The 12,550-nt window shown below is 65.1% G+C and carries 16 protein-coding genes; 4 read left to right on the forward strand and 12 right to left on the reverse strand.

Annotated elements, in window-relative coordinates:
* Nucleotides 1–113 precede the first annotated feature (113 nt).
* Nucleotides 114–323 (forward strand): DUF6324 family protein, encoded by a 210-nt coding sequence (locus AXZ77_RS14810; protein ID WP_078520339.1) that lies wholly within the window; start codon nucleotides 114–116, stop codon nucleotides 321–323.
* A 3-nt stretch (nucleotides 324–326) separates the two neighbouring features.
* On the opposite strand, the gene AXZ77_RS14815 is transcribed toward AXZ77_RS14810, so the two are convergent.
* The 7 genes from AXZ77_RS14815 to AXZ77_RS14845 form a co-directional block, all read right to left on the reverse strand.
* Nucleotides 327–785: an MmcB family DNA repair protein gene (locus AXZ77_RS14815; RefSeq protein WP_098412571.1), complete on the reverse strand. Its 459-nt coding sequence runs from the start codon at nucleotides 783–785 to the stop codon at nucleotides 327–329.
* An 83-nt stretch (nucleotides 786–868) separates the two neighbouring features.
* Nucleotides 869–1,225, reverse strand: coding sequence for a hypothetical protein (locus AXZ77_RS14820; RefSeq protein ID WP_098411744.1), 357 nt, complete (start codon nucleotides 1,223–1,225; stop codon nucleotides 869–871).
* Nucleotides 1,226–1,613: 388 nt separating this feature from the next.
* Complete coding sequence (locus AXZ77_RS14825) at nucleotides 1,614–1,958, reverse strand: hypothetical protein (protein WP_078541924.1); 345 nt, start codon at nucleotides 1,956–1,958, stop codon at nucleotides 1,614–1,616.
* A gap of 122 nt (nucleotides 1,959–2,080) precedes the next feature.
* Nucleotides 2,081–2,599, reverse strand: a complete 519-nt coding sequence (gene nusB, locus AXZ77_RS14830; RefSeq protein ID WP_098411745.1) for a transcription antitermination factor NusB — start codon at nucleotides 2,597–2,599, stop codon at nucleotides 2,081–2,083.
* Nucleotides 2,596–3,141 carry a 6,7-dimethyl-8-ribityllumazine synthase gene (locus AXZ77_RS14835; RefSeq protein ID WP_098411746.1) on the reverse strand — a complete coding sequence of 182 codons (546 nt, stop codon included), beginning with the start codon at nucleotides 3,139–3,141 and terminating at the stop codon, nucleotides 2,596–2,598. The genes nusB and AXZ77_RS14835 overlap by 4 nt, the downstream gene beginning before the upstream one ends.
* A gap of 3 nt (nucleotides 3,142–3,144) precedes the next feature.
* Nucleotides 3,145–4,302, reverse strand: coding sequence for a 3,4-dihydroxy-2-butanone-4-phosphate synthase (gene ribB / locus AXZ77_RS14840; protein WP_098411747.1), 1,158 nt, complete (start codon nucleotides 4,300–4,302; stop codon nucleotides 3,145–3,147).
* On the reverse strand, nucleotides 4,299–4,922 hold the full coding sequence (locus AXZ77_RS14845; protein ID WP_098411748.1) for a riboflavin synthase: 624 nt from the start codon (nucleotides 4,920–4,922) through the stop codon (nucleotides 4,299–4,301). Before AXZ77_RS14845 ends, ribB begins: the two co-directional genes overlap by 4 nt.
* A gap of 208 nt (nucleotides 4,923–5,130) precedes the next feature.
* Between AXZ77_RS14845 and AXZ77_RS14850 the strand changes: the two genes are divergently transcribed.
* From AXZ77_RS14850 to AXZ77_RS14860, 3 genes are all read left to right on the forward strand, one after another.
* The gene (locus tag AXZ77_RS14850; protein WP_098411749.1) at nucleotides 5,131–6,417 is read left to right on the forward strand and encodes a capsule biosynthesis protein; all 1,287 of its coding nucleotides are present in this window, start codon (nucleotides 5,131–5,133) and stop codon (nucleotides 6,415–6,417) included.
* 85 nt (nucleotides 6,418–6,502) lie between these two features.
* Nucleotides 6,503–7,627 carry a polysaccharide biosynthesis/export family protein gene (locus tag AXZ77_RS14855; RefSeq protein ID WP_098411750.1) on the forward strand — a complete coding sequence of 375 codons (1,125 nt, stop codon included), beginning with the start codon at nucleotides 6,503–6,505 and terminating at the stop codon, nucleotides 7,625–7,627.
* Entirely contained in the window at nucleotides 7,627–9,642 is a 2,016-nt protein-coding gene (locus AXZ77_RS14860; protein WP_098411751.1) for a capsular polysaccharide biosynthesis protein, read from the forward strand. The genes AXZ77_RS14855 and AXZ77_RS14860 overlap by 1 nt, the downstream gene beginning before the upstream one ends.
* On the opposite strand, the gene ribD is transcribed toward AXZ77_RS14860, so the two are convergent.
* The 5 genes from ribD to AXZ77_RS14885 all read right to left on the reverse strand — a co-directional run bounded on the left by ribD (nucleotide 9,612) and on the right by AXZ77_RS14885 (nucleotide 12,506).
* Nucleotides 9,612–10,715 (reverse strand): bifunctional diaminohydroxyphosphoribosylaminopyrimidine deaminase/5-amino-6-(5-phosphoribosylamino)uracil reductase RibD, encoded by a 1,104-nt coding sequence (gene ribD / locus AXZ77_RS14865; protein WP_098411752.1) that lies wholly within the window; start codon nucleotides 10,713–10,715, stop codon nucleotides 9,612–9,614. The genes AXZ77_RS14860 and ribD overlap by 31 nt on opposite strands.
* On the reverse strand, nucleotides 10,712–11,182 hold the full coding sequence (gene nrdR / locus AXZ77_RS14870; protein WP_075774214.1) for a transcriptional regulator NrdR: 471 nt from the start codon (nucleotides 11,180–11,182) through the stop codon (nucleotides 10,712–10,714). Before nrdR ends, ribD begins: the two co-directional genes overlap by 4 nt.
* A gap of 142 nt (nucleotides 11,183–11,324) precedes the next feature.
* Nucleotides 11,325–11,741 carry a secondary thiamine-phosphate synthase enzyme YjbQ gene (locus AXZ77_RS14875; RefSeq protein WP_098411753.1) on the reverse strand — a complete coding sequence of 139 codons (417 nt, stop codon included), beginning with the start codon at nucleotides 11,739–11,741 and terminating at the stop codon, nucleotides 11,325–11,327.
* Nucleotides 11,741–12,058, reverse strand: a complete 318-nt coding sequence (locus tag AXZ77_RS14880; protein WP_098411754.1) for a hypothetical protein — start codon at nucleotides 12,056–12,058, stop codon at nucleotides 11,741–11,743. Before AXZ77_RS14880 ends, AXZ77_RS14875 begins: the two co-directional genes overlap by 1 nt.
* A gap of 79 nt (nucleotides 12,059–12,137) precedes the next feature.
* Entirely contained in the window at nucleotides 12,138–12,506 is a 369-nt protein-coding gene (locus tag AXZ77_RS14885) for a hypothetical protein (RefSeq protein WP_141536286.1), read from the reverse strand.
* Nucleotides 12,507–12,550 lie beyond the last annotated feature (44 nt).

Consider the following 12,550-nt stretch of genomic DNA (forward strand, 5'->3'; position numbering starts at 1 on the left):
ACCCCTCGCGCGCGGAATGCAAGTGTCCGATGACGAGAAATTCGCACCAAGTCTTGCCTGCGCACGTCGCGGGGGTTAGGTGCATTTTCCATCCAACCTCTCAGGAGTTTTCGATGAGCATCGACAAGGAAAGCGACATCTCCGCGAATCTGCAAATCGGCCCGACCTCGCTCGGGATGGTGCGGATCTATGTCGAGGGCGAAGGCGTCGAGCTGCCGCTCGATTTCGATCCCGACGAGGCGATGGAAATCGCCGAAGAACTGCAGGCAGCCGCCGAAGCCGCGCGCGAAATGAGCAAGGGAGGCAAGGGCAAGAAGCGCTGAGCTTCAAAATCCGGGCGGTATCGCGCCCGGATCGCACAGCCGCTGCAACCGCCGCGCCGCCGCGCGCGCGAAATCGAGCGTCAGCGCTTTGCGCCGCGCAGGCGCAAGCTTGGACAGCGGTGCCTCGCGGATCATCTCGGCCCCGTAGCCATCCGCGATGAACAGCCCCGTTCCCTCGGGCAGAAGATCCGTGGGGAAATCCTGGTCCACCGCCCAGAAATAGCGGTCGCACCAGTCCAGATAGCCGTCCCATTTCCGATCCGAGGTGAAATCGGCGCGGCTCGACTTGCACTCCACGATCCAGATTTCGCCCTTCCGGTCGATCGCCATCAGATCGGCGCGCAACCTTGGGCGCAGCACCATTTCCGGCAAACTATCGAGCCCCAGCTCGGACAGCGCGCGGGCCATGCCGCGTGCGAGCACCTGCCCCGGCTGAAGTTCGGAAAGCGGAATCTGCGTCATGCGGGAAAACATGAACGAAGTGTGAACAAAAGTCCAGACTCAGCCCGCAGCACCGAAGCGAAGCGCCGGATCAAAAGGTCGGATCAGAAGACCAGCACCGAGAGCACCAGAACGATCAGCGCCGCGCGCAGCACCCAGACGCCGAACTCGGCCACCCGCAGCAGCGTGGCGGCCTCGGCCAGCCCTTCGGGTTTGATCTGGCCAAGAAGCCCCGCAGCGCTGACCCGGAACGCCTCGCCCGCAAACAGCGCCAGCGCCAGCAGCAGATAGAGCAGGTAGTCGATCATCCGCGCATGACCGGCCACCATCACCGGCAGCAACAGCGCCCCGGCACCGACCTCGGTGCGCAAGGTGTTGTCCGCCCAGAGCCGCTCCAGCACCGCTCCGATTCCGATGCTGCCACTCCCGCCGCCTGCGGCGGGCCCGTTCAAATCGCTCATGAAAACTCCTGTCCGCGAATTCCTGCCGCCAAGGGTAGAGCCTTGCAGGGCAAACCCAAGCGCCAAGGTGTCGCAGTGGCAGAGCCTCGCCACCCGGAAAACCCTCCCTCTCCCCCTCTTGCCGGAGCGCGGTTTCACCCCTATCTGGGGGGCTGACGGTTACTGCTCTTTCTGTGAAAGACCCTTTTCCAGTGGCCTATACCATTCCTGAGGGAGCTGGCTCTGCCGGGGTCCTGGCCTCGGTATCTGGCGCCCACCTGACTTTTCAGGTCTCCGGGAACTCTCGTCTACACGTCTGCTGCGGTTTCCGTCACTCCACCCATCGCAAGACAGCAAAAAGCCCCGCCGGATCGGTCGGGGCTTTTGTCGTCTTGGGACGTGGATGCGCTCAGCGGCGCAGCTGCATCTGCTGGCGCGACTTGGGCGTATCGACCGGAACCGGGATCGCCAGATGCTCGGCCGCCATATCGGTGGGGATGCCGTCGCGTTTGCCGCCGCCGGAACTGTCGTCATCTTCGGCCATGCGCATCACCGCAATCGCGAATTGGACGCCGGAGAAGACGATCGTGTTGAACACGACCAGAAGCGCCATCGCGATATAGCCGATATCGGACGTGAAAATCAGGTGGCGGAGATTGCCGACATTGAAGCCGAGAAGAAGGCCAACGAAGGCGAGCGCGATGAAGAAGCCGATGACGACGTTCTTGATGTAGAGCCGGACCAGTTCGGGCATGAAAAATCCTCCTGCTTACCTCACAATCTAGTGCATATTCCCAAGTTTCAAACAGGGAAACGGGCGGCAAATGCGAGATAAGCGGGTGTTCGCCCGTGGCATGGTGTCGCGAGTGAGCGCGCTCAGAACGCCTCGGGCTGCAGCGCGCGCGCCATGTGATCGAGCACCGCGTTGACGAATTTCGGCTCCTTGCCTTCGGGGAAGAAGGCCCGGGCCACGTCGACGAACTCGGTGATGACGACGCGCGGCGGCGTCGCGGGGGTGATCAGCTCGGCCCCGGCCGCGCGGAACAACGCGCGCAGCACCGGGTCGATCCGGTCGATCGGCCATTTCGCCACCAGCGCACGGTCGGTCGCCTGGTCGATCTTCGCCTGCCAGGTCACCGCATCGTCGATCAGACGGCGGAACAGGTCGAGATTGCCCTCGGCCATTTCGGTGCCGTCCTCATCCACGGCGCCAAAGCGGAAATTCTCGAACTCGCGGCGCACCTTGTCGGCGCCCTGCCCGGCCGCTTCCATCTGAAACAGCGCCTGAACCGCGTAAAGACGCGAGGCGGATTTCATCTGGCGCTTCTCCTCTTGGGTGAGCTTGCGCGGTTTCGGGGCGTCTTGGGGCGCGTCGGAGGAGGCGTCGTCGGTCATGCGTTGTTCGATCCGTCAGTGTCGCCGGCGATACGGAAGGATTCGGCGGGCTTGAACCCGATACCCTTCGTCCGGCGCGCCCATTTGCGCGACAATGAGATGAGATGCAAGGCCGCAGCCGCAGCGCCGCCACCTTTGTTTTGATCGGCAGGGTCGGCGCGCACGGCCGCCTGCTCGTAATTTTCGACCGTCAGAATGCCGTTGCCGATGCAAATCCCTTCGAGCCCCATCAGCGTCAGCCCGCGCGAGCTGTCGTTGCAGACGGTCTCGTAATGAGTGGTCTCGCCGCGGATCACGCAGCCAAGGGCGACGAACCCGTCGTAATCGGCCATGCGCGCGGCCATCGCGATTGCGGTCGGGATTTCCAATGCACCGGGCACCTCGATCACGTCGACATAGGCGCCCGCCTCTTCAGCCGTGGCTTTCGCGCCCGCGATCAGGTTGTCCGCGATATCCTTGTAATAGGGTGCGACCACGATCAGCAGCCGCGGCGCGCTGTCGAATTTCGGCAGGTCGAGCGTGTAATGCGAGATTCCAGCCATGTCTTACTCCGTGATGGGGCGTGTGCCGACGATGCGCAGGCCATAAGCGTCGAGGCCCACATATTTCGTCTGCGGATTGTCGGTGAGAAGGATCATGTCATGCAGCCCCATCGAGGACAGGATCTGCGAGCCGAGACCGATCTGCTTGATCGTGCGCGGCCCCTGATCCTCTTCGCGCAGAAGGCGGTTCGACGGGTCGCGGAACAGGCAGACGAGGCCACGGCCTTCCGCAGCCACGATCTCCATCGCGCGGCGCACCTCGTCGGCGGGACCGGGGCCGATGCCCAGTACGTCGTCGAGAATGTTGAGCGAATGGGTGCGCACCAGAACCGGCTCGGGCGTGGAAATGTCGCCCTTCACCAGAACGATGTGGTCGACACCTTCGGCCATGTCCGTGAAGACGCGCATCTCCCACTCGCCGCCATGGCTGGACGTGACCATCTGGCGCAGGCCCTCGCGCACGAGATTGTCGTGGCGGCGGCGATAGGCGATCAGGTCCGAGATCGTGCCGATCTTCAGCCCGTGTTTCTTGCCGAACTCGATCAGCCCCGGCAGGCGCAGCATGTGGCCGTCATCGCCCATGATCTCGCAGATCACGCCGGCGGGCTTGAGCCCCGCAAGGCGCGCCACGTCTACGGCGGCCTCGGTATGGCCCGCGCGCACGAGCACCCCGCCATCACGCGCCCGCAGCGGGAAGATGTGGCCGGGCGAGGCGATATCCTGCGGGCCTTTGCTCGGGTCGATCGCCACCTTGATCGTCTGCGCCCGGTCATGGGCGGAAATCCCGGTGGTGATGTTCTCGCGCGCCTCGATCGAGACGGTGAAGGCGGTCTCGTGGCGCATCGAATTGGCGCGCACCATCGGCGCAAGCCCCAGCTGATCGACGCGATCGGAGGTGAGCGGCAGGCAGATCAGCCCGCGCCCGTAAGTCGCCATGAAGTTCACCGCCTCGGGGGTGCATTTCTCGGCCGGAATATACAGATCGCCCTCGTTCTCGCGATCCTCGTGATCGACGAGGATCACCATCCGGCCTTCGCGCGCCTCCTTGATGATCTCCTCGGCGGGCGAGATCACGTGACGCAGGCTTTCCTCGACCTCGCCGGGCACGTCATGCGTGCCGGATTTGTCGACCGGGGTCAGGGTCTTTCCGTCGGAGGTCATGTGTTCCACTCCTGCAGCCGCGCGACGTAGCGCGCGAGCGTGTCGATCTCGAGATTGATCCGGTCGCCCGCCTTGGCATGGCCCCAGTTGGTGACCTGCTTGGTATGCGGGATGATGTTGACGCCGAACGTCGCGCCCTCGACCTCGTTCACGGTCAGCGAGGTGCCGTTCAGCGCGACAGAGCCTTTCGGCGCGATGTATTTCGCCAGCGCTTCGGGCGCGCGGAAGGTGAAGCGCGTGCTGTCGCCCTCATCCACCATCGCCACGATCTCGGCCACGCCATCGACATGGCCTGACACGATGTGTCCGCCCAGCTCGTCGCCCACTTTCAGCGCGCGTTCGAGGTTGATCTTCTTGCCGACCTGCCAGCCGCCGCTGGCATCGTTGCCGCGGCCGCCGATATTGGTCTTGGTCTGGCTCTCGGCAGAGATCTCGACATCGAACCAGTTTTTCGGCTCAGAGCCGGTTGCGATCACGGTCAGGCAGCAGCCGTCGCAGGCAATCGACGCGCCCAGCTCGATGCTGCCCACGTCATAGCTTGTGCCGATCCGCGCGCGCAGATCGCCGCGCTGCTCCAGCTCCAGAATTTCTCCGATATCGGTCACGATCCCGGTGAACATGGCATATCCCCTCAGATTTCGGACCTTAGCTAGCCCGCAGGGCGCGCCTTCGCAAGAGACGAGCGCCCCGCCGTCCCGTCACGAGCTGCGCGGCCCCGCACAGTGCCTGCCCTAAAATTGTCCAATATTTAAGGGATTACCCCACAAACTCCGTGACTTCGCGCGCGTCCTGCGCAATCACGGAGGCAGGCCAAGGACCCACGACTGGATGAACCGTTTCGAAAATCGCCACTTCCTGATGCTGCAGGGGCCCCACGGCCCCTTCTTTCATCAGCTTGGCGCGATGCTGCGACAGGCGGGGGCGACGGTCTGGCGCGTGGGGTTCAATCGCGGAGACGAGGTGTTCTGGTTCGACCGCGCCTCCTATCTGCGTTTCGACGCCCCGCCGGAGGATTGGGCCGATTACCTGCGCGACCTGATCGCCGAGAAAGGCATCACCGATCTCGTGCTCTATGGCGACACCCGCCCGATCCATGCGCAGGCTGTCGAGGTCGCGAAGGCGATGGGCCTCTGCGTACATGTCTTCGAAGAAGGCTACGTCCGCCCCTACTGGGTCACTTACGAGCGCGGCGGCTCGAACGGGCATTCCCGGCTGATGGAGATGTCGGTGGCGCAGATGCGCACGGCGCTCGCCCAGTCCGAGATCGAGTTTCCCGACGCCCCGCCCCGCTGGGGCGATATGCGCCACCACGTTTTCTACGGCGCGCTCTACCATTTCTTCGTGATGCTTCGCCCCGGCCCCTATCGCCGCTTCCGCCCGCATCGCGACATCACCGTGTTTCAGGAATTCCGCCTCTGGCTGCGCCGCCTGCTGCTGATGCCGCTGCATATGCTGGAGCGCAGACGCGCGACGCGGCGCATCCGGCATGGCGGCTTCCCCTATCATCTGGTACTGCTGCAGCTCGAACACGATTCCAGCTTCCGGATGCATTCACCCTTCGCCAGCCAGACCGAGTTCATCGATCTGGTGATGGAGAATTTCGCGAAAGGCGCCCCGCCCCATCACCACCTCGTCTTCAAGGCCCATCCGCTCGAAGACGGGCGCGCGCCGATCCGCGAGACGATCCGCAAAGCGGCCCGCGCGCATGGGCTGGCGTCGCGCGTGCATTTCGTGCGCGGCGGCAAGCTGGCCGGGCTTCTGGCGCAGGCGCGCTCCGCCGTCACGGTCAATTCGACCGCCGCGCAGCAGGCGCTCTGGCGCGGACTGCCGCTGAAATCGCTGGGTCGCGCGATCTTCGACAAGCCGGAATTCACCTCCGCACAACCGCTCGAGGCCTTCTTCGCAAGCCCGGCCCGCCCCGACAGCCGCGCCTATCGCGACTACCGTCACTACCTTCTGGAAACGAGCCAGGTTCCGGGCGGTTTCTACTCCGCGCGCGGACGCCGCGCCCTGCTGCGACAGGTGGTCGACATGATGCTGGCCGTCGAAGATCCCTATGACGCACTGGTCACAGGCAACGCGGCCCCACGGCAACAGTTGCAGGTGGTGCGATAATTTTTCTCGTTTTTTTCCCGAGGCTTCGGTAGCTTAATCGCAAAACGATAAGCAGCATCCCGAACGAGGAGCTCGAGCAGTGACCATGACCCCTTCCCGCAGGGCCGTTTTGACGGGCCTTTCCGCTACGCTTTTGACCGCATCTTGTGGTCTTCCGCGCTCCGGCCCCAACAAGCGCGAACTCTTCGCGGGCTCCGTGATGCGCCAGGGCGATGCGTTCGTCGTCAAGGTGAACGACTTCGTCACCCGCGCAACCGCCGTGCAACCGGCGCTCGGTTTCACCTCCGCTTTCATCAATGCCGGCCAGATCGGCTCCGATACGATCCGCCCGGGCGACACGCTTTCGCTGACGATCTGGGAGAACGTCGATGACGGGCTGCTCGCCAGCAAAGGCGCCAACGCGACCCAGCTGCAAGAGGTGCAGGTCGATGGCGCGGGCTTCATCTTCGTTCCCTATGCGGGCCGCATCAAAGCCGCTGGCAACACGCCCGACGGGCTGCGCCGCATCATCACCACCAAGCTCGACGCGCAAACGCCGGACCCGCAGGTTCTCGTGACCCGCGTGGCAGGCGATGGCGCGACGGTTTCGGTCATGGGCGCGATCAACGGTCAGGGCGTCTACCCGATCGAGCGACCGACCCGGACGCTTTCGGCAATGATCGCCAAGGCGGGCGGCGTGTCGATCCCGCCCGAGGTCGCCAAGATCACCGTGACGCGCGGCGGCATGTCGGGCTCGATCTGGCTCAAGGATCTCTACGAGAACCCCAAGATGGACATCGCGCTGCGCAATGGCGACGTGATCCTCGTCGAGAAGGACCAGCGCGCCTTCACCTCGCTCGGCGCGACCGGCAAGCAGGCCCGCGTGCCCTTCGAGACCCAGACGCTTTCGGCGCTGGAGGCCATCGCGACGGTGGGCGGCTTGCAGTCGAACCTCGCCGATCCGACCGGCGTCTTCGTGCTGCGCAACGAGCCGGCCGATATCGCGATGAAGGTGCTTGGCCGCACCGATCTGGTCGGCGATCAGCGCATGATCTACGTGCTCGACCTGACCCAGCCCAACGGCATGTTTATGGCGCGCGATTTCGCGATCCGCGACGGCGACACGGTCTATGTCACTGAGGCGCCCTTCGTGCAGTGGCAGAAGACGCTCTCGGCGCTGACCCAGCCGCTGGGCACGGTGAACACGCTCAATACGCTCGCCGGGAACTGATGCCCCGCGACAGTGACAACAAGGCCGCCGGGGCGATCCCCCGGCGGCTTTTTTTCTACAATGGCGGCGTGCTGCGCCAGAAGCGCCTGCGCGAGATTTTGCGAGCAGCGGGTCATGCGCCGCGCCTCGGCCTGCCCGGCCCCGACGATGGCGTGATGGTCTGGGGTCGCTCGCCCTATGCGGCGCGTGGCGAGGCGGTGGCCGCCGATCGCGGCGTGCCGCTGATCCGGGTCGAGGACGCGTTTCTGCGCTCGATCCATCCGGGCCGGACGGGCGCGCCGCCTTTGGGCCTGATCCTCGACCCGATGGGCGTGCATTTCGACAGCGCGCAGCCCTCGCGGCTCGAACATCTGCTTGCGACCGAGCCGCTCGACGATAGCGCCGTCTTGCAGCGGGCCCGCGACGGGATCGCCCGGCTGAAAGCCTCGGAACTCTCGAAATACAACGATTTCGACCCGGACCTGCCCGTCCCCGATCCGGGCTATGTTCTGGTAATCGACCAGACGCGGGACGATGCCTCGATCACCCATGGCGGGGCGACGGCGGCCACGTTCCGCGAAATGCTGGCCTATGCGCGGATCGAAAACCCCGGTGCGCGCATCCTGATCAAGACCCATCCCGAAACCCGCGCCGGGCTGCGGGGCGGCCATTACGGGCCGGAAGACTGCGACGCGAATGCCGAGATTTACGACGCGCCGGTCTCGCCGTGGACCCTGCTCGAAGGCGCGATCGCGGTCTATACCGTGTCGTCGCTCATGGGCTACGAGGCGATCCTCGCAGGCCACAAGCCGCGCGTCTTCGGCCAACCGTTCTACGGGGGCTGGGGGCTCACGCAGGACGAAAGCCCCGTACCCCGCAGATCGCGCAGCCTGACCCGCGCGCAGATTTTCGCGGTATCGCATATCCTCGCGCCGATCTGGTTCGATCCCTGCCGCAAGCGCCTGTGCAGCTTCGAGGAGGCGGTGGATCAGCTCGAAGCCGAAACCCGCGCCTATCGCGAGGATCGGCAGGGCTACGTCGCGGGCGGCATGTCCCTGTGGAAACGCCCGCATCTGCGCAAGTTCTTCGGGCGTCACGGATCGCTGCGGTTCAGCGAGACACCCGACCCTGCACGTCCCTTCCTTTACTGGGCCACCCGCGCGGCCCCAGATGACGACCGCAACCCAATCCGCGTCGAAGACGGGTTTCTCCGCTCGCGGGGGCTCGGCGCCGAACTCGTCCCGCCGCTCTCGCTGATCGCGGATCGCACAGGCATCTTCTACGACTCGACCCGGCCCAGCGATCTGGAGGCATTGATCGCGCAGCCCCTACCGCCGGGCGGCGAGGTGCGGGCGCGCAAGCTCATCCAACGGATCACGGCTGAGGGCCTGACGAAATACAATCTCGGCGGCGCGCTTCCCGAACTGCCCCAAGGCCATAAGATCCTCGTGCCCGGACAGGTCGAAGACGATGCCTCGATCCGGCTCGGCGCGGGCGAGACTTGCACAAATGCGATGCTTCTGGAGAGAACCCGGGCCGAAAACCCCGATGCAGTTATCATTTTCAAACCTCACCCCGATGTCGTCGCGGGTCTGCGTCCCGGCGTCGTACCCGATGAAGTCGCGAAGACATATGCCGATCTCATCTTGCCCGAGGCCAACACAGCCGCACTGATCGAAGCGGTGGACGAGGTCTGGACGATGACCTCCGGCCTCGGTTTCGAGGCGTTGCTACGTGGCAAAGCCGTCACCACCCTCGGGGCGCCCTTCTATGCAGGCTGGGGGCTCACCCGCGATCTCGGGCCTGTGCCAGCGCGCAGAACGGCGCGCCCCGATCTACTGCAGCTCACCCATGCCGCACTGATCGCCTATCCGCGCTATCTCGACCCGGTCAGCGGGCTGTCCTGCCCGGTCGAGGTCGCGCTGGATCGTCTGAGCGAAGGCCGCACCCTGCCCCGGGGCCCGCTCAACCGGATCGGCGCGAAGCTCCAAGGCGTGTTCGCGTCCTACGCGTGGCTCTGGCGCCGCCAGCGGTGAAGCAGGTCGTCGCCGATGGGGCGGCTTTCGACCAGCGTGTAGCGCGGCGCAGAGGCCAGCGCACTCAGCCCCATATCGCCGACCCCGGCGCGACCATCCGCACCCAGCACCATGCCCGCCGTGAAGCCGATCAGCTCGTCCACCAGCCCGGCATTGATCAGAGAGGCCGCGAACTTGCCGCCGCCTTCGCAGAACACGCGGGTCAGGCCGAACCCGGCCAGAGCCTCCATCAGCGCCAGCGGATCGAGACCGCCGCCAACTGTCTCGGCCACCTCGATCAGCTCCGCGCCTGCATCGCGCCAGTAGTCCTTCGCTTCCTCGGGCGCGGCAGCCCCATGGATCAGCCAGAGCGGCGCGGTATCCAGCGACCCGCCAAGCCGATTGCGCGGTAGCTCCAGCCGCGCCGAGGCCACGATCCGCAGCGGCTGACGCAAGGGCGTGAAGCTGCGCACGGTCAGCAGCGGATCGTCGGCCCGTGCGGTCCCGCCGCCCACCATCACCGCGTCGAACTCGGCGCGCATCGCATGGACCAGCGCGCGCGCCTGCGGCCCGGTGATCCATTGGCTTTCACCCGTGGAGGTCGCGATGCGCCCGTCGAAACTGCTCGCAAGCTTCAGCGCGAGCCACGGCCGCGCGCGGGTCACGCGGCTCAGGAACCCGGCCTGCAGATCGCGCGCCTCCGTCTCCACAAGCCCGGTCTCCACCTCGATCCCCGCGTCGCGCAGCATCGCATGACCGCCGCCCGAGACCCGCGGATCGGGGTCTTCCATCGCCGAGACGACCCGCGCCACCCCGGCCTCGTGCAGCGCCATCGCGCAGGGCGGCGTCTTGCCGTAATGGGCGCAAGGCTCCAGCGTCACATAGGCCGTCGCGCCACGCGCCGCCTCCCCCGCCTGCGCGAGCGCACGCACCTCGGCATGGGGCCGCCCGCCCGGCTGGGTCCAGCCGCGCCCGACGACGCGGCCCTCATTCACGATCACGCAGCCGACGGCCGGGTTCGGCCAGACATTGCCAAGGCCCCGGCGCGCAAGCGTCAGGGCCATCGACATGAACCGCCGGTCTTCTTCGGTCACTCGGGATCGCCCGCCCCCGGCGGACGCAATTCGGAGACGAACTTGTCGAAGTCGTCCGCTTCCTGGAAGTTCTTGTAAACGCTGGCGAACCGGACGTAGCCGACCGTGTCGATCCGCGCGAGCGTCTCCATCACGATCTCCCCGATCACCTTCGAGGAGATGTCGGTCTCGCCCATGCTTTCCAGACGCCGCACGATGCCGGAGATCATCTGGTCGATCCGCTCGGGTTCGACCGGGCGTTTCTGCATCGCGATCCGGATCGAGCGTTCGAGCTTGTCGCGATCGAAATCCTCACGCTTGCCGGAGGTCTTGATCACCACGAGGTCGCGCAGCTGGACGCGTTCGTAAGTGGTGAAACGGCCGCCGCAGGCCGGGCAGAACCGACGTCGCCGGATCGCGACGTGATCTTCCGCCGGACGGCTATCTTTCACCTGAGTATCGACATTTCCGCAAAATGGGCAGCGCATTCGCTTTCCCCCGTTCGTTGTCCCGCCTCACGATAGGGTCTGCATGCCCCTCTTATCCACAAGACCTTAGCCTAGCGTCGATGGTTTGGGTAGGAAAAATCTTTCGACCCCAGATGTGGCGGTTGCCTGTGGCGAATGAGACTCAGCGCAGGAGCGCCATGACCTCGCGGCGATGCGCCCGGCTGCGATGTTCGAAAAGGTAAATTCCTTGCCACGTTCCGAGCGCCATACGCCCCGAAATGACAGGAATCTGCAAGCTGACCGGCAGAAGCGCCGATTTGATATGGGCTGGCATATCGTCCGGCCCCTCATAGGTATGGGTCAGGTAGGACATGCTGGGATCGGTCGTAGGCGGCACGAGCCGATGGAAGAACGCGGTCAGATCGCTGCGCACTTCCGGGTCGGCATTTTCCTGGATCGCGAGGCTCGCCGAGGTGTGGCGGATGAACAGCGTGAGCAACGCCTCTTCCGCATCGGCGTCCGCGACCCAAGCCGCCACGTCGCGGGTGAATTCGTAAAGACCGGGGCCAGATGTCGCGACTTCGAACCGGCGATGCATCAGCTTTTCGGCGCGGGACGCGCCTCGGACCGATCAGTGGCGACAATCGCGAGGCATTCGGGGTTGATATCCATGATCTTGCGCTCTTTCGCCCAAACCGCATCGGCCTGCGCGCCGCTGAGACCGCGCTTGACCATGGCCTTGGGCGCGGGCGTGCCATCGCCGACCCCGGAGATCACCGAATAGGTGCCGCCTGCCTCTTCCTGCACATAAAGGAAACAGGTGCCCGCCTGATCCATGCGCGGTGTGCCCGATTGCATCGTGCCGACCTGACAGGCGGCGAGAATGAGAGGGGCGAGCAGAAGAAGGCGGGTCATGGGCGGCTCCGTCGAAGTTTTACGAAGGTTAGCAAGAGCTTGGGCAGGGCGAAAGTGACGATCCCCTGCCCAGTCCGGCTCAGGGCACATGCACGAGACCGTTCATCTTGCAGCCCAGCGGCGCAAGATCGGCTTCGACCGCGGCTTTATGCGCGTTGAATTCGACGTTATGGGCGTCGATCGCCTCTTGGCTCGGGGCATGGCCGGACTCGCGCTGCGCCGTCGTTTTCGCCTCCAGACGCGCGGCCTCGGCCTGATGATCGCTGGCGAAGACGGCCTTGGCCTTCTCCCAATTCGCGGCGATCGCCTCCTGGCTCTCTCCTTCGCAGGTGAAGAGATAGACCAGCTTGGCGGGCTTGTCGGGAATGTAGAATTGCGCGCGCTCGGCGGCGCTGGCGGACCCAGCGACCAGAAGGGCTACAGCCATAAACGTAGTGAAGACTTTCATGCTCCCCTCCCCCGGATGACATGAAAACGCCCCCGAAACCGGGG

Source organism: Thioclava sp. ES.031, from assembly GCF_002563775.1.
In the GTDB taxonomy this organism is placed as follows: Bacteria; Pseudomonadota; Alphaproteobacteria; order Rhodobacterales; family Rhodobacteraceae; genus Thioclava.

Excerpts from the sequence above, each read along its gene's own strand:
- AXZ77_RS14845 (WP_098411748.1), bottom strand. The coding sequence starts at position 4,922 with ATGTTCACCGGGATCGTGACCGATATCGGAGAAATTCTGGAGCTGGAG.
- nrdR (WP_075774214.1), bottom strand. The coding sequence starts at position 11,182 with ATGCGCTGCCCATTTTGCGGAAATGTCGATACTCAGGTGAAAGATAGC.
- AXZ77_RS14855 (WP_098411750.1), top strand. The coding sequence starts at position 6,503 with ATGACCCCTTCCCGCAGGGCCGTTTTGACGGGCCTTTCCGCTACGCTT.
- AXZ77_RS14875 (WP_098411753.1), bottom strand. The coding sequence starts at position 11,741 with ATGCATCGCCGGTTCGAAGTCGCGACATCTGGCCCCGGTCTTTACGAA.
- AXZ77_RS14880 (WP_098411754.1), bottom strand. The coding sequence starts at position 12,058 with ATGACCCGCCTTCTTCTGCTCGCCCCTCTCATTCTCGCCGCCTGTCAG.
- AXZ77_RS14825 (WP_078541924.1), bottom strand. The coding sequence starts at position 1,958 with ATGCCCGAACTGGTCCGGCTCTACATCAAGAACGTCGTCATCGGCTTC.
- AXZ77_RS14815 (WP_098412571.1), bottom strand. The coding sequence starts at position 785 with ATGACGCAGATTCCGCTTTCCGAACTTCAGCCGGGGCAGGTGCTCGCA.
- AXZ77_RS14820 (WP_098411744.1), bottom strand. The coding sequence starts at position 1,225 with ATGAGCGATTTGAACGGGCCCGCCGCAGGCGGCGGGAGTGGCAGCATC.
- AXZ77_RS14860 (WP_098411751.1), top strand. The coding sequence starts at position 7,627 with ATGCCCCGCGACAGTGACAACAAGGCCGCCGGGGCGATCCCCCGGCGG.
- AXZ77_RS14885 (WP_141536286.1), bottom strand. The coding sequence starts at position 12,506 with ATGAAAGTCTTCACTACGTTTATGGCTGTAGCCCTTCTGGTCGCTGGG.
- nusB (WP_098411745.1), bottom strand. The coding sequence starts at position 2,599 with ATGACCGACGACGCCTCCTCCGACGCGCCCCAAGACGCCCCGAAACCG.
- AXZ77_RS14835 (WP_098411746.1), bottom strand. The coding sequence starts at position 3,141 with ATGGCTGGAATCTCGCATTACACGCTCGACCTGCCGAAATTCGACAGC.
- AXZ77_RS14810 (WP_078520339.1), top strand. The coding sequence starts at position 114 with ATGAGCATCGACAAGGAAAGCGACATCTCCGCGAATCTGCAAATCGGC.
- ribB (WP_098411747.1), bottom strand. The coding sequence starts at position 4,302 with ATGACCTCCGACGGAAAGACCCTGACCCCGGTCGACAAATCCGGCACG.
- AXZ77_RS14850 (WP_098411749.1), top strand. The coding sequence starts at position 5,131 with ATGAACCGTTTCGAAAATCGCCACTTCCTGATGCTGCAGGGGCCCCAC.